Below are 20,159 nucleotides of genomic sequence, written 5' to 3'. Positions count from 1 at the left end.
TAGGGCATGAATGCAGATTTAAAAAAGTATGCTGATGGAATCAGCAGGAACAACAAATACAAATGGATAAACTCAGGCAAGGTTGCCTGAAAACTACAATAGGAAAGAGGTTGTCGTCATGAAGACACTAGAGCAGGCATATGCTGATTTTAATTTTGAAAATATGGTTCAGGAACATCTGGTTGGAAACGCAGATAGTATTAATGCTTATACCGAATGCTGTGGTCGCTACTTGGGTCAAAACCGAACTGCACTGATTTGGGAAGGTAAAAATGGAGACGCAGAGCAGTGGACCTTTGAACAGCTGGCCGTGGCTTCAGGACAGCTGGCCAATTATATGCATGCTCTGGGTTTAAAGGCCGGCGACTGTATTGCAGGATTACTGCCAAGAACACCAGCACTCTTAATTACCATATTGGCCGCCTGGCGGATCGGTGCCATTTACCAACCTTTATTTACTGCCTTTGAAAGCAAAGCCATTGAACATCGCATCAGTACCGCTGGCACCCAGTTGATCGTTACTGATGAAGAACAACGACTGAAACTCCATGATCTCAATGTCCCGAATATTCTGACTGTGCATCAGGCAGTAGCAGATGATTATCAAGATGCGGACTTCTGGACAGTCTTACAGCAACAACCGGAAAAGTTTGAACCGGTAAGTTGCCAGTTTAATGATATTTTCCTGATGATGTTTACTTCAGGCACCACAGGCTTGGCAAAATCGGTTCCTGTACCTTTAAAAGCGTTGTTGGCCTTTAAAGGCTACATGCTACACGCCGTAGATCTGCGAGATGAAGACTCCTTCTGGAATCTGGCAGACCCGGGGTGGGCCTATGGTCTGTATTACGGCATTGCAGGGCCGCTCAGTTTAGGGCACAGCATCATCATGGACGAGCGCGGTTTTAGTGTCGATAACGCTGTACACATCATTCAAAAATATCAGGTCAGTAATCTGACCGGTTCACCCACTGCATTTCGCATGTTCTTTGGCTTTAAAGAAAAATTTGATGCAGCCATTAGTTCACATTTACGTGTCGTCAGCAGTGCAGGTGAGCCGCTCACACCTGAAGTGATTCAGTGGTTCAATCATGATTTAAATGTGAATATTTATGATCAGTATGGACAGACTGAACTCGGTATGGTGATCGCTAATCATCATGCTTTAGAACATCATAAAAAAGTCGGATCAGCTGGTTTTGCCATTCCTGGGCATCGCTTTGCGGTATTAAACAAAGAGCATCAAGAAGTCGAAAAAGGCGGGATTGGAACCTTGGCAATAGACTGTTCAGCTTCACCTTTGATGTGGTTTGAAGGCTATGCCAGACATAACCGCAAGTCATTTGTCGGGCAGTATTATTTAACGGGTGATACCGTGAAACTGAATGAACATGGCGGTATTGACTTTATTGGGCGTGCAGACGATGTCATTACAACCTCAGGATATCGGGTTGGACCTTTTGATGTAGAAAGTACCTTGCTGGAATGTGAAGAAGTACTTGAATCCGCAGTCGTTGGTAAGCCAGATCCAGAACGAACAGAAATTGTGAAAGCCTTTGTGGTACTTAAATCAGCCTATCCAGCCACTGAGGATTTGATGTTGAAACTGCAAAGTTATGTACGTTCACGCTTATCCAAACATGCCTATCCGAAAGAGATTGAGTTTGTAGAGGCTTTGCCTAAAACATCGAGTGGCAAGATTCAGCGCAATTTACTCAAACAGCAGGAAGTTGCCAAACTTCAAGAGATGAAGCGAGTCAGTTAATTTTTCAAATTAATTGTTCGATTGAATGCTAAAAGGCTGCCATAGCAGCCTTTTGGTTTTTTAAGAAATAAATCTGCTACTTAAATTTTAATCAGATATTGAGCTGATTTTCCCGAACTTATATTTTTAAGAGAGCAGATTAAGGCAAGCAAAAATTATAATTTTTTATGTCATTACAGTAAAATTACATTAATATTTAAAATTAAATATATCAAAAATTTAGCCTCTTAAGATAAAGAGGCTAAATCTCGTTACTTACCAGATATTACTTTGTAGATTCACTTTTTGATGTTCTGCATGCGGTTCGCCCGCTTCGCCGGTAACACCGCCTTTTAAGGCTTTAAAAAGCTGGGTAACTTTGTTATCTGTAACATTCCAGTATTCTGCGCTGACTGCTTCAGCAATCAATACCCGTACGGTCGGATCATCCTTGCCTTCAAACCAGTTTTCTGCCCACGGATTCCACAACTGTTCAATCAGAATGCGGTCAGTACTGATCTGGGCATGAGCACTGATCGACACATAGATACCATCTGATGGTTTTGCAAAAGACAGGCCAATTTGACCACGGCCAGTTTCTGCTGCTTTGACCAGATCATTCGTGTTACGTAGGATGAAATATAAGTTTTGACGTTCGTTCATCTGTTCGGAGTTCAGCATGGTCATCGGCTGGGAGTGTATTTCATGTGTATCATTTAAATGGCTGATCATGGTGTAACGGACATCCTTGATCAATTCCCATAATTTTTCACGATTATCATGTTGAGTATTGTTATGCTCGGTCATGTATGTTCTCCATACGATTTTATGAAAGCTGAAAAAATTGCTTGGTATTTTCAGATTAATCATATTTAGAGACAGATGCCTTAGGTCTCACTGAACTCATACATTTTCATACTCAAATACAGGCAGAGACTACAGAATTGCTAAACAAGGCTGCTCTATTTACAGGGTAATTCAATAGCAAAGATTTTAAAAACTTCAGGTCTGACACCTTTTATAAATGAGAAAGAGCTGTTTGCCGGAACCGTTGAATTGAGGTGATTCAAAAAAATCTTGCCAAGCCATAGCGGCTGCAACTTGATACCGAGCGTTTAGCTGATATGCTATTTGGCTCAACGATTGCCGAATAATTTATTGATGTGCTGTGAATTGACTGTGAGATTGATATTCCAGAGATTTATCAGTCCTTAAAAACTTCAGTAAAGTTAATTTTACGATCATTGTTAAAAATTTTTGAAACAAGGAAAGACGTTGTCTACATTTAACATGGATGCCATCTCCCCAGAATTTGAACTCACTGATGCTGAATTGCATCTATATAGCCGTCAGATTCTTCTGGATGGCTGGGATATTGACGCTCAAGAACGGTTAAAATTTTCTAATGTCTGCATTATTGGTTGTGGTGGGATTGGCTGTGCACTGGCAGAACTTCTGGCACGCGCAGGTGTGGGGAAAATTACCCTGATCGATCCGGATACCATCGAGATGAGTAATTTACAGCGACAACTGGCATTTATGCCGCAGGATCTTGGATTTTATAAGGCAGAAATTCTGGCGAAACGACTGGGTCAAATTAATCCGAATGTACAGGTTGAATATATCAATCAGGCCTTAACGGCTGAAAATGCAGTCCATATTATTGAGCATCAGGATCTGGTACTGGATGGCTGTGACCAGTTTGCCACACGCTATCTGGTCAATCAGACCTGTGTACAGCTAAATGTGCCATTACTCAGTGCGTCTGCGATTGCCTTGCAAGGGCAGCTGTTTATGGTCGAAGGGGATTCCGCCTGTTATGCCTGCCTGTTCCCGCCAGAAAATCAGGCCGATGAAAGTCTGCGCTGTGCAGATTCCGGTGTACTTGCCACCACACCGAATGTGATGGCCAGCTTACAGGCACATCATGCCTTGTTATATCTGGGATTGGGCCAGATGCCACTTCGACAAAAGCTGTTGTTGTGGGATGGTATGAGTTTTAAGCAGCGGATTCTCACTTTCGAAAAAGATACAGATTGCCCAATCTGTCAGGCAAGATAAGCCTGCAAAGTGAATTTTTTTTGCTACACTGCGTTTAATTAATTTTTCCTAAGACATTATGAAAAACAATATCTGGTTAGATGGAATGCGTTCAGTTGCCCGTATGGGAGAAACAGCAGTCGTTGCGGCAAAGGCGGGCTTTAAATATGCCACTGAAAAGCCGAGCAATGCCAAACTGATGCGTGAAACTTTTGAATCCTTAGGTTCGACTTATATCAAGCTTGGTCAGTTTATTGCCAGTACGCCGTCGCTGTTTCCACGTGAATACGTTGAAGAATTTCAAGGCTGTCTGGATCAGACACCACGCTTGCCGTTTAGTTATATCCAGCAAGTTTTAGCCTCTGAATTTGCAGGGCGTAATCTCGACGAAATCTTTGCATCGATTGATGAAACGCCATTAGCCTCTGCATCTATTGCACAGGTACATGCAGCCAAACTGGTGTCTGGCGAAGATGTCGTGATTAAGGTACAAAAACCCGGTGTGGAGACCATTTTGTACACTGACCTGAATGTACTGCATTGGGCAACCAAGTTGCTGGAAAAAGCAGTCCCGAAAGTCAAGTTTGCTTCACTGGCTGATATTGTCGAAGAAATCAAAACCCGTATGGTGCGCGAAGTCGATTTTATCGAAGAAGCCCAGAATCTGGATGATTTCGTCAATTACCTGAATATCACCAACAATCAGGCAGCGACTGCACCTAAGGTTTATCATCAATATTCGACCCGTCGTGTGCTCACCATGCAACGTTTATACGGTGTGCCTTTGACAGATTTTGAAGTGGTCAAAAAAGTATCTAAAGATCCATCTCAAGTACTCATTACCGCGATGAATACCTGGTTTGGCAGCTTGATGATGTGTAACAGTTTCCATGCCGATCTGCATGCAGGCAACCTGATGCTACTTGAAGATGGCCGTGTCGGTTTTATTGATTTCGGTATTGTCGGTCAGCTCAAGCCTGAGGTATGGACTGCCTGTATGGCATTTATGGATTCATTGCAACATACCAATTATGAGCTGATGGCGCAAAACATGCTGAAAATGGGTATGACCGCTGTGCAGATTGATACCAAAGTTTTGGCTGCTGATTTGGAACGTTTATTTAGCGGTGTATTGATGGCGGATCCGCAGGAATTGTTAACGTCAAATCCTGCTGACCTGAACGATATCATGATGGATATGGTGGCTGTGGGTGAACGTCACGGGATCCGCTTCCCGCGTGACTTTGCCTTGCTATTCAAGCAAATGCTGTATTTCGATCGTTTCATGCGAATTCTGGCGCCGTATACCGATATCTATGCCGATCAGCGTTTGCAGATGGTGCAGAGCATGGATCCGAATCTGCTGTTAAAGCATTAATCTTAAACCCATCTAGACTTGGAAAAATCCCCCTAAATCCCCCTTTTTAAAGGGGGACTTTAAAAGCTCCTCCCTTTGTAAAGGAGCTTGAGAGGGATGTGGTCAGTATTAAATTCTCGAGCAATCCAATGGACGCCATTATTATTGAAGGTTTAAAGGTTGAGACAGTCGTGGGCTGCTTTAACTGGGAGCGTCAAATTATTCAGCCTCTAATGCTGGATTTGACCATTCAAACCGATTTAGAACAGGCATCAAACTCAGATGCACTTGCAGATACGCTGAATTATGCAGAAATTTGTGAGATTTCCAGCAAAGTCATTCAAGACGCCAAGCCTGAATTGATTGAACATGCAGCAAAGTTAGTGCTGAATGCACTTTTTACTACCTTTACAGCAATTGAATCGATTAATATTACGATCCGTAAGCCTGCCATTATCGCGCAAGCCAATTCTGTAGGGATACGTCTTGAACGCCACCGAAACGATTTTCGCCCTAGCATTAGCGAGTAATTGTCATCCTCAGCAACATTTTCAAGCTGCACAGCAACGTATTTCTGAATGGGGAGAAGTTCAGTTTTCTCCCATTTATATGATTCCTTGCCGCGATGGCATCGGCGCAGATTACTGGAATGCAGCGTGTTTATTGCGAAGTTCGGTGTCTAGTGAAGGCCTGATTGAGCTGCTCAAACAGCTGGAACAGGCATCAGGGCGAGTACGTCCATCTCATCAGATTACTTTGGATGTTGATTTGATTGCCTGGGGATTAGATCTTCAACATATGCAGTTTAATGAAAAAAAGTTGCCCTTGGCTCTGGATGTGAAAGTGCCTATGTTTGATATCTGGCATGATGCTATGTTCGAACATGGATCACATAGCTTCCCAACAGTTGAACAGCTGATTTAAATCAAATCACCTAATTTTTTGCTAATACATTTTATCCAGTAAGAATAATTAACCCGCCTGATCAAGCCAGATCAGGCTTTTTTATGATGCAATTTTTTGTTTTTAGATGAAAAGAAAAATTCGGATAAGATGGTGCAGGTGGAGTTTGGGAATCATTTAAAAATGAAAATATTGGAAATTGTGGTTTCGGTCATTTTAATTCTTGGAATTCTTTATGTGATCCAACAGGGAATTAATATTTGATTGATTTAAAGCTCTGAAATGTATTTTAAGATCAATAAAAATCCTCAAAGTATCAAGAAATGAATCATCGCTCTTTCACTTTTTCTTGTTATAAAAAATAATCAGTAATACGATAATGATCGCCAAGATGGCAAGAATGATCGTAGTTTCCATAACAATACCTCTCAGGCATAAATCTTAAGTTTTAAGCATCTAAGTTAAAACCGAATATATATTAATTAAACTCAAGTTTTGTTAGAGCCGCTAGTTTTTTGAAAAACATTTTTCAGTGATGTTGATAGAAGAACCGCTCAATCCTATTCTGTGTCTAACTAAAAAATAAACACATATTTAGGCAACAGACACATTAAATAATGATCCGATCCAGGCACTGAATAACATGGCGATAATTCCCCAGAGCATCACCCGAACTGCACCTCTCCAGACGCTTACTCCACCGGCATAGCTTGCCAGTGCACCCATCATCCCCAGGCTTAAAACGCCAATCAGCATGACGCCTTTATCCAGATAGTGTTCCGGTAAAATCATGATTGAAATTAAAGGGAATAATGAACCTACCGTAAAGGCCATGGCGGAAGAAAATGCAGCGAGAAAAGGTTGGGCAGAGGTATGTGCTGAAATACCAATTTCGTCTCGAGCATGGGCATCCAAGGCATTATGGTTGGTCAGCTGTTCAGCGACCTGTTGTGCCAAAGCAGGTTCCAACCCACGCTGTATATAAATCGTTTTGAGCTCATTTAACTCATGGGTGGGATGGCGCTGGAGTTCGCGCTCTTCCATGAGTAGATCATTGGTTTCAATATCTTGCTGGGATTTAACCGAAATATATTCACCGGCCGCCATTGATGCGGCTCCAGAAATCAATCCGGCAACACAGGTCACCAATAAAATTTCTGTGGATGCTCCACTGGCTGCAATACCCACCACCAGACTGGTGACCGAAATAATCCCGTCATTTGCCCCCAGTACAGCTGCACGAAGCCAGCCCGCGCGTTCGATATAATGTTTTTCAAGATGGTATGAATGGCGCATAATGAAGCCCCTTTTTTATTATCATCATGATTATATTAAATTTAAGTCATGTATAGATAGTAGGATTGAATCGATCTGAAAATTATCTTGAATGATCAGCTCATCGTGCGCTTGGCTGAGCATTTTATCAATCCAAGATAAAATCGAAGTGAGATTCATAATTTCAAGAAATCAGACGCACTTGATACATAATTGATTTACGAATGGTAAAAATGACTAAAGCAAATCAAACATATCGAACAAAATAATAGCTGAGTGAGTTGGTTTAAAAAGAGAATTATCATGAAAGAAAAACATGAAAGCCATAAATGCTTGGTATGCGGCAAGCACTTTCTTCTGAAAAATCTCACCCCGATGGGAACAGTCAGACAAGTCATTACCGAAGAGATTGCCAAAGATATTCCAGGCTGGACACCGCAAGATTATATTTGCCAGGCAGATTTAACCCAGTACCGTATACAGTATGTACATTCATTATTAAGTTCGGAAAAGGGTGAAGTGACTGATCTTGAGTTTGAAGTGATTGATAGCATGCATCAGCATGAACTGATTACCAAAAATGTGGAAACGACCTTAGAGCAAAAGTGGACCTTGGGAGAAAGGCTCGCCGATAAAATTGCAACTTTTGGTGGAAGCTGGACTTTTTTGATTTGTTTTGCAATCTTCTTGGGGCTGTGGATTACGATAAATACTGTGGTGATGGTGACACAACCTGCCGATCCTTATCCATTTATTCTGTTGAATTTAATTCTGTCCTGTCTCGCGGCGATTCAGGCACCTATTATTATGATGAGCCAGAACAGACAGGAAGCAAAAGACCGCTTACGTTCGCAAAATGATTATCAGATCAACTTAAAAGCCGAACTGGAAATTCAGCATTTGCATGAAAAATTAGATCATCTGTTGCTGCATCAATGGGAACGGTTGGCGCAAATTCAGGAAATCCAGCTGGACCTGCTTTCTGAAATGAGCAAAAAAGATTAAAGGATGCTGTGGGGGACTCTCTATTATTTTATAGAGCTTATAAGTAATAAGATCGCTATATGCCTTGAGTTACTATTATCTCGCTCAAGATTTGACACATATTAAAAAGCCCACAAATGAGTGGGCTCAAACTGAAACCGTCTTATTTAAATAAAATAACTGGTTTTGGTCATCAACTTGGAAATGCCGGTCATGGCGATCTTGACTGGAACGGGTAAATCTACACCGCCAGCGTTTAACGCTGTATCCCGATGATGCAGTTCATCTTCATTCATCTGTTCCAAGATACGACGAGAACGTTCATCCTGCGGTGGCAACTGACTAATATGATGTTGTAAATGCATGCTGACTTGACGTTCTGTTTCAGCCACAAAACCCAGACTGTATTTATCGCCTGCGATCCCGGCAATTGCACCCATACCGAAGGAAAGACCGTACCAGACCGGATTGAGCAGACTGGTATGGCTATCCAGTTCTTTTAAGCGGTCTTCACACCAAGCCAGGTGATCCTGTTCTTCAATCGCTGCCTGTTCCATTTCGCGACGCACATTCGGGAGTTTCGCCGTCATGGCCTGACCATGATACAGCGCCTGTGCACAGACTTCACCACTATGATTGACCCGCATTAAACCTGCCACATGACGTGCATCACTGACCGTTAACTGCGTTTCTACCGGTTGGGCCGGATTTTCACGTTGTGCTGAGGTCGTGCCCGGGACTAGACTGCGTAATGCCTGGTCAAAAGAGTGAATCAGTTTATCGAGACCTGTATATTGACGCATGAATTAATCCTCCAAGGGTGCTTTTGCAGTTTTGATCATTGGTTTCAGCCGGTAAAGTAGCCAGAGAGTAAACAGGCCGCTTAATACTGCGGTAATACAAAAAAGTATTTTAAGATCAAGCTCTAGAACACTTAAAATAATAATAGAAAATATAGCAGAAGATACCATGAAAACGGCATTCAGAATGTTATTTGCTGCAACCACACGCGCACGATGTGAGCGGGGAGAATGCGCCTGCATCATGGCATACAGCGGTACGATATAAAAACCGCCACTCACCCCGAGTAAGGTCACTGCTAGCATCACATGATAATAGCTCCAGCCCTGCTGAAAAACTTCTGCTAGACCGATTAATGCACCTGTACGTTCCGGAACAAAAGCCAGACTCGCGGCCAGATACAGGGCAAAGATCACAAGACCGATTGCACCAAAAGGCACCATTTTAATATTGACCTGGCTGCCGCCAATTTTACGGCACAGGAAAGAACCTAGTCCGATTCCGACAGAAAAGAAAGTTAGCAACAGACTGGCGACATTTTCCGAGGCATGCAGATTTTGTAGTGTCAGCTGTGGAATCTGAGTCAGATAGGTGGCACCATAAAACCAGTACCATGAATTGCCCAGTAAAATGGTAAATACTAAAGGCAGGCCTTTGGCATATTTCAAGGTTTGCAAACTGGTACGAAAAAAGTTCCAGTCAACTTGCAGCTCAGGCGCGGGAATACTTTGTTTCAGGATATAGCGACTGGATATATAACCAATCAAGGCGATGCTGATGACGGTTAAACTGATCCAGATCAGGTTGCCGGCGGAAGCTGCAATGACTGCACCGCCCAGAATCATACCGAATAGGATTGCCAGAGAAGTTCCGGACTGAAACAGGGCATTGCCGGACATCAGTTCATTGGGTTTCAGCACTTCCGGTAAAATCGCGTATTTGATCGGGCCAAAGAACGTGGACTGGGTTCCCATCAGGAACAGGGCAAATAACAGAATCCATAAATTACCCATGAGGAAACCGACAGTTCCCAGCAACATAATGGCAATTTCCAGAAGCTTGAGATAGCGAATCAGCTGTGAACGTTCGTATTTGTCGGCAATCTGACCGGCCGTGGCTGAAAAAATAAAATAGGGCAAGATAAACAGTAAAGCCGCCAGATTATTCAATGTGCTGATGCTGGCCGATTGCTGTTGAATCCAGCCATAAGTGATGACTAGCAGTAACGCCTGTTTAAATACATTATCGTTTAATGCACTAAAAAACTGCGTCAGAAACATCGGTAAAAAGCGCCGAGAAGCTAACAAATGTTCATTTTTGTTCATATAGGCCGTGCTACATTAAGTTTTATTAAGAAATGTCAGTTATGCGTAAACATTGAGAAAAATCATGTAAGATACTTTCAGCCATGTAAAGGTAAAAACCAATTAATTAAGCTCCTTAGCTTATATTTTTCGGTCAAATAATCAATTAAAGAATGTATTCGTTTAGAGTTTGCTATGCCTGCAAAGAAAAATTTTAAAAAAACGATGCTAAATCGCAGTATGGGGCCTCTCATACCACAGCATAGTGGTATGCAGCTGTGTATGAGCATCTTTTTTATGATGTTATCCCATCAGAGCATGGCACAAACAGAACAGCCCGAAACACCCGTGGCCATTTCTCAGGCAGAAATGGTGGACGAGCTATCTAAAGAAGCGATTCGTCAGGGTGTGGCCACGTCCGAAACGGAAGCGGAAGAAAAAATTGAAGAAGCCTTGGAACCGGAAGTACCAGTTGACAGTATGTTAATGCTGGAACAACAGCAAAATGCAGGATCTGGTCTGGGTGAATTTACGCCGATCGAGTTTGATGATCTGGAAGATCTGCCAGTACAGACTATTGATCAGAACATGGCCAATGAAATTTACCAGGTAGCCGAGCAAGCCAAACAGGAAGCACAAAACTATCGCAATACTCAGACCAGCGAAACGGTGGTGGCCGATATCAGCCAGCAAGAACTGCTGGAAATTAATCAGGCGCCGGTTAATGTCGACCAGTTGATGCAATCGATTCAGGCAGACAGCCAGATTATTGTGCAAAATAATGAAGCCGGATTGACCTTGCCAGAAGTGCCGGGTCAGTTGGTTGCTGAGGATGATAAACGTCCGAATCTGTTCAAACGGCTATTTTATAAAATCCGTCCTCCACGTCAGATCATGACCGCAAGAGTTCCTCGAATTAGTGCAGATGTGGTGATCATAAATGGGCAAGGTGTGGCGCAAAGCAACGGTATGCTGAATCGTAAAGATGTACCTGAAGGCCATCTGAATTTAAGAAATAATGTCAAAGCCAAATTATCCAGTTTTACCCAAGAGTCTTTTGGCGACTTTAATTCGGCTTTGCCGCAATTACGCACCTTGTCCAGACAGGCAGCGCAGGCAGTGGGTTATTATAATGCCCAGTTCAGGTTTGAAAAAATCTCTGACAGCCGGGTTCGAGTTTTTGTGACCCCGAATGAACCTGTCTTGATCAGCACTCAAAATATTGAATTTACTGGAGAAGGTGCGGAACAGCCACAATTCCAGGTCATCAGTCTTTTACCTGAACAGGAAGAAGGCGATATTTTCAATCATGGCAATTATGAAAAAACCAAGACACGGATTACTACTGCAGCCAATAACAATGGTTATTTTGATTCATTCTGGCGTCTGCATGATGTGAAGATTGCCCAGCCACAAAATACTGCCGATGTGAACCTGCGGTTTGAAACGGGTGAACGTTATAAATTAGGCAATGTCGAGTTCAGAATGAGCGATCCTGAAAAGGAATTTCCGCTGGACCGAGACGTACTGGAAAGCCTAGTCACCTGGACAGATGGTGCAGATTATACCTTCTGGCGGGTCAATAGTCTGGCCAACAATCTGACCAACTCACGCTATTTTAATTATACATTGGTGGATGCGATTCGCCCTGATCCGCTTGATAAAGAGCTGGAACTGGCACCCGATATTCAAAGCCTGATTGAAGAACAGAAACGGAGTGAAGATCAGGCTGCTACGATGCAACCAGCTCGCTCGGTATCCTCTTCTCAGGAAGTGACCCAGAATGTCGTGGATGAAGACCAGTTTGCCGGTAGCCGCGATCAGGAAAGCGCAAATTTAAGAACTTTACGGGTTGAGCAGCAAACCAAAGAGAATGAACAGGACCGTTTAAAAGTACAGGCACGGGAAGAGAAAAAGATTCCAGTGATTGTGACTTTAAATGCAGACCGTTTAAATAGTGCTGAAGTGGGTCTGGGTTATGGCACAGATACCGATATCCGTTTACGTGGTCAATATCGTCGTGCCATTGTGAACAAGCGTGGACATTCGTTTGATGCCAACATGGAGCTATCAGGTATCCGCCAATCCATTGATGGACGTTATAACATTCCCTATCACCATCCGCTGAATGACTATGTCAGTATTGTGGGGGGGTATGAGCGTGAAGAGCGTGAAGGTGTCGCACAGGGTGAAGGCCTGTTGATTGAATCGGCAGTCTTAGGTGCAGACCGGATTATCAAAAATCCACGTGGTAGCTGGCAACGGACTTTCGGCGCACGTTATCGTCTGGATCGCTTGAAGCAGGATGGTTCTGTCGACTTTAACCAGATTCCTGAAGCTTTTCGCTTTAATACCGAAGATGAGCAGCAATCCCTATTAGTCGGTTATGAAGTCTCACGTACCGAGAGCGATCGTCGGGTCAACCCAACCAAAGGCTTCAAACAGACCTATAAGATTGAACTGGGCAGTGAGGCTTTACTCTCTGATGCAGATATGGCCATTGTGAATGCGGGCTGGCGTTTTATCTATTCATTGGGTGAAAATGCAGACCATCAGTTTGTTGGGCGTGCCGACGCGGGTTATATTTTTACTCAAGATTTTGCCAAAGTACCGTATAACCTGAGATATTTCACCGGTGGTGACCAGAGTATCCGCGGTTTTGACTACAAGAGCCTTTCTCCGGAAATTGACGGCTTTAAAGTGGGCGGGCAGGCCTTGGGCGTGGCTTCATTAGAATATAATTATCAGTTTAAGGAAGGCTGGCGTGCTGCGGTCTTTGCAGATGCCGGAAATGCCTATAATAAAGAATTCAGTAATCCGACCGAATATGGCGCGGGTGTGGGTGTACGTTGGGCTTCACCGATTGGGCCAATACGTATAGATGTTGCGACTGGACTGTCTGATGACAATTATCCGATTCGTTTACATTTCTTTATTGGATCGCAGTTATAAAACATCATTTTAAAAAATAGTTATTTGGGTAGATCATGGTCGAGAACCAACCACAGCCAGAACAAGAACCACAAGATAGCGTTGTGCCGAAAAAGCGCCGTATATTCAGAAGCATCCTATTATCGGTGCTTTTTTCGCTGATTTTTCTGCTGTCTGTGCTGGCTCTACTATTTTCGACCAATCAAGGCAGTAAATTCCTGCTGGATCAAGTGCTAGAACGCCAGCAAATTATTCAATATGAATATGAAGGCGGTAATTTATGGCGCGGGATTATTCTTAAAAATGTGCTGGTCAGCCTGAAACCGGTCGATGTCAAAATTGATCGTGCTGATGTAAAACTGGGTTGGCGCGCGATTGTCAAAAAAGAAATTCATCTGACTGAGGCCGATGTCCTCAATCTGCAAATTATTAACAAGCGACCATCAACGGGCGAACCGTTCAAGTTTAATGCCATCCGTTTGCCTTTTATCTTGCGCGTTGATCATCTATTACTCGATCATTTGGTGATTAAAACCCAGACCAATGCAGTCGATTTTTATAATATCGAATTAAATGAGGCACTCTGGTCCGGCACCGAATTAAATTTTGAAGATTCCCGGATGGATATGGGCTATCTGTCGGTACGTGAAGCCAGGGGTAAAATGCAGTTTGAAGGCAAATATCCGCTAGATGCCACGGGCATCGTCAATCTGCCTTCTTTAAGAGACAGCCTGAATATTCATGATATTCAGGTGCGGGCACGCGGAACACTGGACACGATTCAGGCTGGCGTAGCAACCAATACGCCTGATTTATTAACCGGTTGGGTTATCGTACATCCTATGCGTCCTCAGGTACCGATGCGCGGCGAGTTGAAGTTCAAAGATTATCACTGGCCTATTCTGGCCGAACAGAAACTGTTTACCAAAGACGGTATTGCCGAGTTCAATGGTGATATCAAGCGTCTGAACCTGAATGTCCAGACTGATCTGATCGGGGAAAATATTCCGCAAGGCCAGTATAGTGCGGTGATGTATACCGATCTGGTCAATCAGCTGAATATTACCGATCTGAATGGTCAGTTGATGAAAGGTGCAGTTAGCCTTGCCGGGACAGTGGGCTGGAAAGATCGGGTCAGCTGGGATCTGGCTGGGCGTTTGAACGGGATTGATCCTAAACATGAGCGCATTCCGCAAGTCGTACAAGATTTCTTGCCGCCAAGTCTGGATGCGAATATTGCTTCTGTGGGTAACCTGGAAAATGGCCTGCACCTTACTGGACTGGTTGATTTCGACCGCTATGAAAGCTGGAATCTGAAGCTGGATCAAAATCCGGTCAAAGGCAATAAAGTACAACCGATGCTGTTAGATGTTGCCTGGAAAAATATTGATCGCGCCGTACCTTATGTGGGCTGGCTCAGCAGTCAGTCTGGCGATGTCAAATTGGCATTGGTCGAAGGTCAGCAGAATATTCATGTGGCGACTAAAGTCGAGCAGCATGAAGAAGGAATTCTACCTGCAGGCATGTACCAAGCCAAGCTCAATCTGAACAAAAATATCCTGAATGTCCCGAGCTTTAATTACAGCGCCAATGCAGCAGGCAGCTTAAGCGGCAATGCACGGATTGAACTGCCACAGGAAAAACGTCAGTTAAAATGGACCGCGGTATTAAATGCCAAAAATTTGAATACTCAAAGTATTGCCGCAGCTTCACCGGTAGATCGTTTGAATGGCCAAGTTAAAGCCAATGGTTATGCGCAACCGAATCAGCAGATTATTAAACTCAATAATGTCGACCTGACCGGACGACTGGCGGAGCAAAATGAAACTGTACGTTTGACCGGAAACAGCACCATTGCCTTGTTATTCCATAATGAAAAAGCGGGCGGCGGTTTTAAAGGTTATGCGGTCAATTATGATGGTGCTTTAAATGCCAGCCAGCTTAAAGCCAGTCAGGGTATGCTGAAACTGCGCGTTTCAGGCACCCCAGAAATGTTGAAGATAAATGAATTTCGTCATGATGGTGTGGCTGGCAAGATTAATGCCAGCGGTCTGGTCAATCTGGCGAATGGCATTGGCTGGGATATCAATGCATCCTTAATCCGCTTTAAGCCGCAATATTTTAATGCAAAACTCAAAGGCGAATTGTCAGGCAATGTGCAAACCCAAGGCGTTTGGTCAGATGCTTTAAAACGCATTCAGATTCAACGCTTAAATCTGGCCGGTATGCTGAATAACAAACCGGTACGTGGCACGGGTAATTTATCGGTCATCATTAATTCGAACCAGCGCGGTTTTGTACCACAGCAGTTTGAAGCCAATAACTTGTTCCTGTCTTATGCCAGCAACCAGATTCAGGCGACCGGTAATGCACAAAATCTCCAACTGAAAGTCAATGCGCCGGCTCTGTTTGAATTGTATCCAGGCTTAAGAGGTCGTGCGCAGGGCTATATCAATATGCAGGCGCAGCCACGATTGCAGGCTTCAGCCAACCTGTCTATCGACAACTTTGCCTTTAAAAACCTGTTTAGTGTGCAGAAAGTTCGTGTTCGCGGACAGTTGCCAACATCGCAAAGCACACCAACCTTATTGACCGCGACAATGGATCGCCTGCGTAGCGGTTCACGCGAGATTGTACGCGGTGAGATATCACTGGCCGGTACCCGTGCTGCGCACATTCTCAAAGTGCAGGCAGAAAACCGCCTGTCAAAATTCTTTGTGCAGCTCGCCGGTGGCTTTAATGCCCAAAATAACTGGCTGGGTCAGATTCAAAAAGGTGATTTCGACTCTTTACGTGCTCGTCTGGTGCAGCGTCAAAATGCAGCAGTGATTTATAACAGTGCTCAATCGGATCTGTTCATCGGTGCTCATTGCTGGATGAGTCAGCAAAGCCAGCTATGTTTTGATCAGCCGATTCGGGTTAATAAAACCCGTGGCAGTGCCTCTTTTGTTACCCAAAACCTTGATCTGGAAGATTTCAGTGCATTCCTGCCTGATGGATTGGCGTTGACGGGTAAAGTCAATGGTTATGCCAAGGCTGCTTGGGCACAAGGCGCCAAACCTAAAATCGACGCGCGTCTGGTGACGCGTAATGGTGTGGTAGGCCTATCTTCTGAAGATCCAGATTATTTGGGTTCTACCCTTAAATATGATGAAGTCGGGTTGGTCGCAAAAAGCGTGGCAGATGGCTTGCAACTTCGTCTGGATGTCAAAACACCAGATATCGGAACCGGCTATGCCAATGTCATCATTGATCCATATCGTGACAGTAAACCGATGCGTGGTGAAATTGCCTTTAACCAAGTACAGCTCAAGGTCTTTAAGCCATTTATTCAGGACATCCGTAATCTGGACGGGATCTTATCTTATGCTGGAAAAATTAGCGGAACTTTAACAGATCCTTTGCTTGAAGGTGAGGTTCGGGTCAAAGATGCGTCGATTAGCATGATCTCCTTGCCGGTGAATCTGACCAATGTACAACTGTATTCATCCATACGTCAGAATTCGGCTAGCATCAATGGCGCATTTAACAGTGGTCGTGGTGTGGGTAAATTAACCGGATCGGTCGACTGGAAAGGTGATCCGCGAGTGCAGTTAAAACTGCAAGGTGATAATCTGCTGATTCGTCAGGCTCCATTAATTACCGCTGTGGTGACACCTGATTTGACTCTGGATATGTACCCATTTAATAAAAAACTGAGTCTGAGTGGCACAGTCGATGTACCGCGTGCGCTGATTTCAATGCCTGAAGCCTCAGAACCTGTAGTCGGTTTATCTTCAGATGTACGTGTCGTACGTGAAGGTGATGATCAGCTGGCGATCTTGAAGTCTGCACGTCCTTGGGATATCCGGGCAGATGTCGCTGTTTCTTTAGGGAATCAGGTGATCTTCCAGGGCTTTGACAGTCGTATTCCGCTCTTGGGTCGGGTGAATCTGTCACAGCGTGGTCTGGAAACTGCAATGCGTGCCAATGGTGCAATCGGGGTATCACAACGAGTGAAAATCGAAGCCTATGGCCAAAGTCTGGACCTGAATCGTGCTATCGCGCGTTTTAATGGTGAACTTACCAATCCGACACTGGACATTGATACCAATAAATCGGTTCAGGGTAGTACAGTGGGAGTGCGCGTAACAGGGACTGCGTCGAGTCCAAGTATTCAGATTTATAATGATGCGGGCTTGTCAGAACAGGAAGCCTTGAATGCCTTGATTACCGGTCGTGTCAATGAAGGTGTATCTGGTTTAAGCCAGGCTGAAGGATTTAGATCCGATGTGAATAATACGATCGCTGCTGCTGGGATCAGTCTGGGCTTGGGTGGCACCCGCGCACTGACCAACCAGATCGGGCGCAGTTTTGGCTTAACTGGTCTAGCTCTGGATGCCCAAGGTACAGGAGATGATACCCAGGTTTCTGTGACCGGTTATATTACGCCTGATTTATATCTGCGCTATGGGGTCGGGGTATTCACACCAGTGAATAAGCTGACTTTACGTTATCAGGTAAATCAGCGTCTGTATCTGGAAGCGAGTCAGTCTTTAGAACGTGCGATTGACTTGTTCTATAATTGGCGATTCTAATCTCATTAAAAAAGCCCTAATTTTAGGGCTTTTTTAATTTGAGATAGCACACAAATTTTATTGGTCATACAGTAGATTGATTTATGGATCAGCAGAAGCGTTAATGTCTGAATTCAATCTCTCTATATATACGACAATGAAATCACTAGTAGAGAAAGAATTTAGGATGAGACTTCAGGGTGAAGAAAACTGATCGTCGTATAATTCAGTTATCACATATAGAAAATCAATTAAAACATGCAATAACAGACTGAAAATCAATAAACCCATAATAAAAATAGGTGTATATTGAAAATACGATTTCACGCATAAGAGCATCTTCGCATGTCGACTAAATTTATCATCCGTTTTGCTGCGATTCTATTTTCTGTACTTATTTTGACTGCATTAGCCATTCAATTTTTCTTTAAATCGGATGTAACCGTAGTCCTATGGATTTTCGCTGTACCTTTCATTTTGGGCATTCCAATTTTGGCTTCTGTTGTATTGACCACCAATGATGAACTTGATATTCATAGCGTTAATTAGGCTTGAACCTTAAACTGGCGCATTTAAAGTGCATCTGATCTTTACTGATAGAGCAGCCGACATTTGCACTTTGTTCAATAAAATAGACCTTATTTTAAAGCAATGCGGGTCAGTTAAGCATGCATCAGAAAATGTAGTAAAAATGAGTGTATGTTTACGCTCATTTTTTATCAGCTTACTCCAGAATTTAGATTTAACTCTCAAATCATCATGATTTACATAAACTCTAAGAAATAAGGGAATATTCTTATCATTATTCATTCAAAATAGGTCTTCATCATAAAACTCATCATTTTAGAGAAAACAGAATGCCTAAAAATAATTATCTACCAGCTCTAGAACAAGTTTATGACTTTTTAAAGGAACGACCAGGTTTTAAGGATAAAAGTGAATTTGATAAAGCGGTAGAATATTTTCGAACTCTACATGAAAGTGATCCTCTGGATTTTAGAGTTCAAGCACCGAATAATGTCGCTGGAAAATTTGGTGCTAAAGAGTCTATAAATTTAGGGTCTATGCCAGAATTCAGTAATAAGGAAAATTTCCTTAACTGGATAGATACGCAAATTAACCACTAGTTGAAAGACTTTAAGCAAACACATCATCCGGCAGGTTTTCATTTATTATTCATACATTCATTAACATGTAGTACAGAAAACAATCGAAACTGAGTTGGAAAACTACAAATTTGAATGATAACTTTGTATTCAAATCTTCCCAGTAAAGAGGTGAGCAATGAAGTTGTTGACTTTGGTTGGTATGGGAGTAGCAGCGAGTTATTGTTATAAAACTATGAAAAATGGCAAGCTTGCTCTTTCAAAACCTGACTTTGATGAAAGTGTAAAACGATTTGTACTGCAAGAATTTGCAGCTTAGTTCTTCACGATATATTTCCCAAAAAGGCTCATCGGATGATGGGCTTTTTTATTTTCTAAAAATTTATAATTTTAATATTCAGATTAAAAGCAGTTTAATTATAGCCATCATGTTATAAACCTACCTCGTGATCTATTTTAAATAATTAAATGAGAGCTAATGGATGATGAAGATGGAAATGAATGGTGCGAGCTTATATATTCTGAAGCCTTGAGAATATATAAACCAACAAAATACAACACAGTCAACAAACTGAGATTCTTTGCCCTGATTTTAGAATTATTCGCAGAAATGCAGCATGAGGATGCAATGATTCAAGTAAAGGCTGTGAATGTGAAACTTAAATTGAGATCTAAAAATTACATTTTTTGGGTGTTTGAAATGCCTGATTTTCAGGATAAGACGTTATTTTTAACTTATATGTCTAGTAAATTAAGTCAGCTATAAAGTGTCGTTGAAAGCTAAAATCGCCAATTACTTCAACAAGTATAGTTATTTTTTATAAAACTATAATTTTTTTATATGTTAATGGTGTATTTATATATTTTTATCAATAGCTTGCTTATTCTCTAGTCGTTGCTCACTTTGACAACATACCTGAATCAGCGCAAAAGTGATAAAGGGAAAGGCCCATCGAAAGGTGGGCTTTTTTAATATGTACAGCTTATTGAACGAAAAGTAACTTAAAGCAAATGTAAGAGAACAGTTTATTAATACTCCCTATACTTTATTGATAAATTCACAGTGCTATAGTCATTTTGCGAAAACAAGAAGACGCAAATAATACGAAGAAAATGACTACAGCACTAGCCCGCTTATTTGAAAGAGTAAGCGGGCTT

Annotated in this window: 16 protein-coding genes; 12 read left to right on the top strand and 4 right to left on the bottom strand. The window is 42.7% G+C overall.

What is annotated here, in order from left to right; translation table 11 throughout:
- Positions 1-118 precede the first annotated feature (118 nt).
- The gene (locus tag ACTL4S_RS04140) at positions 119-1,765 is read left to right on the top strand and encodes an AMP-binding protein (protein WP_441298809.1); all 1,647 of its coding nucleotides are present in this window, start codon (positions 119-121) and stop codon (positions 1,763-1,765) included.
- Positions 1,766-2,020: 255 nt separating this feature from the next.
- Here ACTL4S_RS04140 and ACTL4S_RS04135 read toward each other — a convergent pair whose 3' ends face one another.
- Entirely contained in the window at positions 2,021-2,551 is a 531-nt protein-coding gene (locus tag ACTL4S_RS04135) for a pyridoxamine 5'-phosphate oxidase family protein (RefSeq protein ID WP_213687381.1), read from the bottom strand.
- 483 nt (positions 2,552-3,034) lie between these two features.
- Here ACTL4S_RS04135 and ACTL4S_RS04130 point away from each other — a divergent pair, with 483 nt between their 5' ends.
- The 4 genes from ACTL4S_RS04130 (at position 3,035) to ACTL4S_RS04115 (ending at position 6,065) form a co-directional block, all read left to right on the top strand.
- Positions 3,035-3,805 carry a HesA/MoeB/ThiF family protein gene (locus tag ACTL4S_RS04130; RefSeq protein WP_441298836.1) on the top strand — a complete coding sequence of 257 codons (771 nt, stop codon included), beginning with the start codon at positions 3,035-3,037 and terminating at the stop codon, positions 3,803-3,805.
- A 58-nt stretch (positions 3,806-3,863) separates the two neighbouring features.
- Positions 3,864-5,162 (top strand): ABC1 kinase family protein, encoded by a 1,299-nt coding sequence (locus ACTL4S_RS04125; protein WP_441298808.1) that lies wholly within the window; start codon positions 3,864-3,866, stop codon positions 5,160-5,162.
- A gap of 128 nt (positions 5,163-5,290) precedes the next feature.
- Positions 5,291-5,671 (top strand): dihydroneopterin aldolase, encoded by a 381-nt coding sequence (gene folB / locus ACTL4S_RS04120; protein ID WP_004645388.1) that lies wholly within the window; start codon positions 5,291-5,293, stop codon positions 5,669-5,671.
- Positions 5,628-6,065, top strand: coding sequence for a 2-amino-4-hydroxy-6-hydroxymethyldihydropteridine diphosphokinase (locus ACTL4S_RS04115; RefSeq protein ID WP_213687380.1), 438 nt, complete (start codon positions 5,628-5,630; stop codon positions 6,063-6,065). Before folB ends, ACTL4S_RS04115 begins: the two co-directional genes overlap by 44 nt.
- Before the next feature lie 573 nt (positions 6,066-6,638).
- On the opposite strand, the gene ACTL4S_RS04110 is transcribed toward ACTL4S_RS04115, so the two are convergent.
- On the bottom strand, positions 6,639-7,340 hold the full coding sequence (locus ACTL4S_RS04110; RefSeq protein WP_004645386.1) for a VIT1/CCC1 transporter family protein: 702 nt from the start codon (positions 7,338-7,340) through the stop codon (positions 6,639-6,641).
- A gap of 282 nt (positions 7,341-7,622) precedes the next feature.
- On the opposite strand from ACTL4S_RS04110, the gene ACTL4S_RS04105 reads away from it, so the two are divergent.
- Positions 7,623-8,324 carry a DUF1003 domain-containing protein gene (locus ACTL4S_RS04105; RefSeq protein WP_005106635.1) on the top strand — a complete coding sequence of 234 codons (702 nt, stop codon included), beginning with the start codon at positions 7,623-7,625 and terminating at the stop codon, positions 8,322-8,324.
- Positions 8,325-8,470: 146 nt separating this feature from the next.
- On the opposite strand, the gene coq7 is transcribed toward ACTL4S_RS04105, so the two are convergent.
- On the bottom strand, positions 8,471-9,106 hold the full coding sequence (coq7, locus tag ACTL4S_RS04100; protein ID WP_005247248.1) for a 2-polyprenyl-3-methyl-6-methoxy-1,4-benzoquinone monooxygenase: 636 nt from the start codon (positions 9,104-9,106) through the stop codon (positions 8,471-8,473).
- A 3-nt stretch (positions 9,107-9,109) separates the two neighbouring features.
- Entirely contained in the window at positions 9,110-10,429 is a 1,320-nt protein-coding gene (locus ACTL4S_RS04095; RefSeq protein ID WP_441298807.1) for an MFS transporter, read from the bottom strand.
- A gap of 174 nt (positions 10,430-10,603) precedes the next feature.
- Between ACTL4S_RS04095 and ACTL4S_RS04090 the strand changes: the two genes are divergently transcribed.
- The 6 genes from ACTL4S_RS04090 to ACTL4S_RS04065 all read left to right on the top strand — a co-directional run bounded on the left by ACTL4S_RS04090 (position 10,604) and on the right by ACTL4S_RS04065 (position 19,767).
- Positions 10,604-13,360, top strand: a complete 2,757-nt coding sequence (locus tag ACTL4S_RS04090) for an autotransporter assembly complex protein TamA (protein ID WP_441298806.1) — start codon at positions 10,604-10,606, stop codon at positions 13,358-13,360.
- 35 nt (positions 13,361-13,395) lie between these two features.
- The gene (locus ACTL4S_RS04085) at positions 13,396-17,916 is read left to right on the top strand and encodes a translocation/assembly module TamB domain-containing protein (protein ID WP_441298805.1); all 4,521 of its coding nucleotides are present in this window, start codon (positions 13,396-13,398) and stop codon (positions 17,914-17,916) included.
- 324 nt (positions 17,917-18,240) lie between these two features.
- Complete coding sequence (locus tag ACTL4S_RS04080) at positions 18,241-18,444, top strand: hypothetical protein (protein WP_005103450.1); 204 nt, start codon at positions 18,241-18,243, stop codon at positions 18,442-18,444.
- 308 nt (positions 18,445-18,752) lie between these two features.
- Positions 18,753-19,022 carry a hypothetical protein gene (locus ACTL4S_RS04075; protein WP_005247243.1) on the top strand — a complete coding sequence of 90 codons (270 nt, stop codon included), beginning with the start codon at positions 18,753-18,755 and terminating at the stop codon, positions 19,020-19,022.
- Positions 19,023-19,179: 157 nt separating this feature from the next.
- Positions 19,180-19,320: a hypothetical protein gene (locus ACTL4S_RS04070; RefSeq protein ID WP_004645377.1), complete on the top strand. Its 141-nt coding sequence runs from the start codon at positions 19,180-19,182 to the stop codon at positions 19,318-19,320.
- Between the two features lie 159 nt (positions 19,321-19,479).
- Complete coding sequence (locus ACTL4S_RS04065) at positions 19,480-19,767, top strand: hypothetical protein (RefSeq protein ID WP_191112129.1); 288 nt, start codon at positions 19,480-19,482, stop codon at positions 19,765-19,767.
- Positions 19,768-20,159: the final 392 nt, after the last annotated feature.

The sequence above is a fragment of the Acinetobacter lwoffii genome, assembly GCF_052078135.1.
In the GTDB taxonomy this organism is placed as follows: Bacteria; Pseudomonadota; Gammaproteobacteria; order Pseudomonadales; family Moraxellaceae; genus Acinetobacter; species Acinetobacter lwoffii_Z.
The sequence above is the reverse complement of the archived record's forward strand: the minus strand, read 5'-3'. Positions and strand labels throughout refer to the sequence as shown.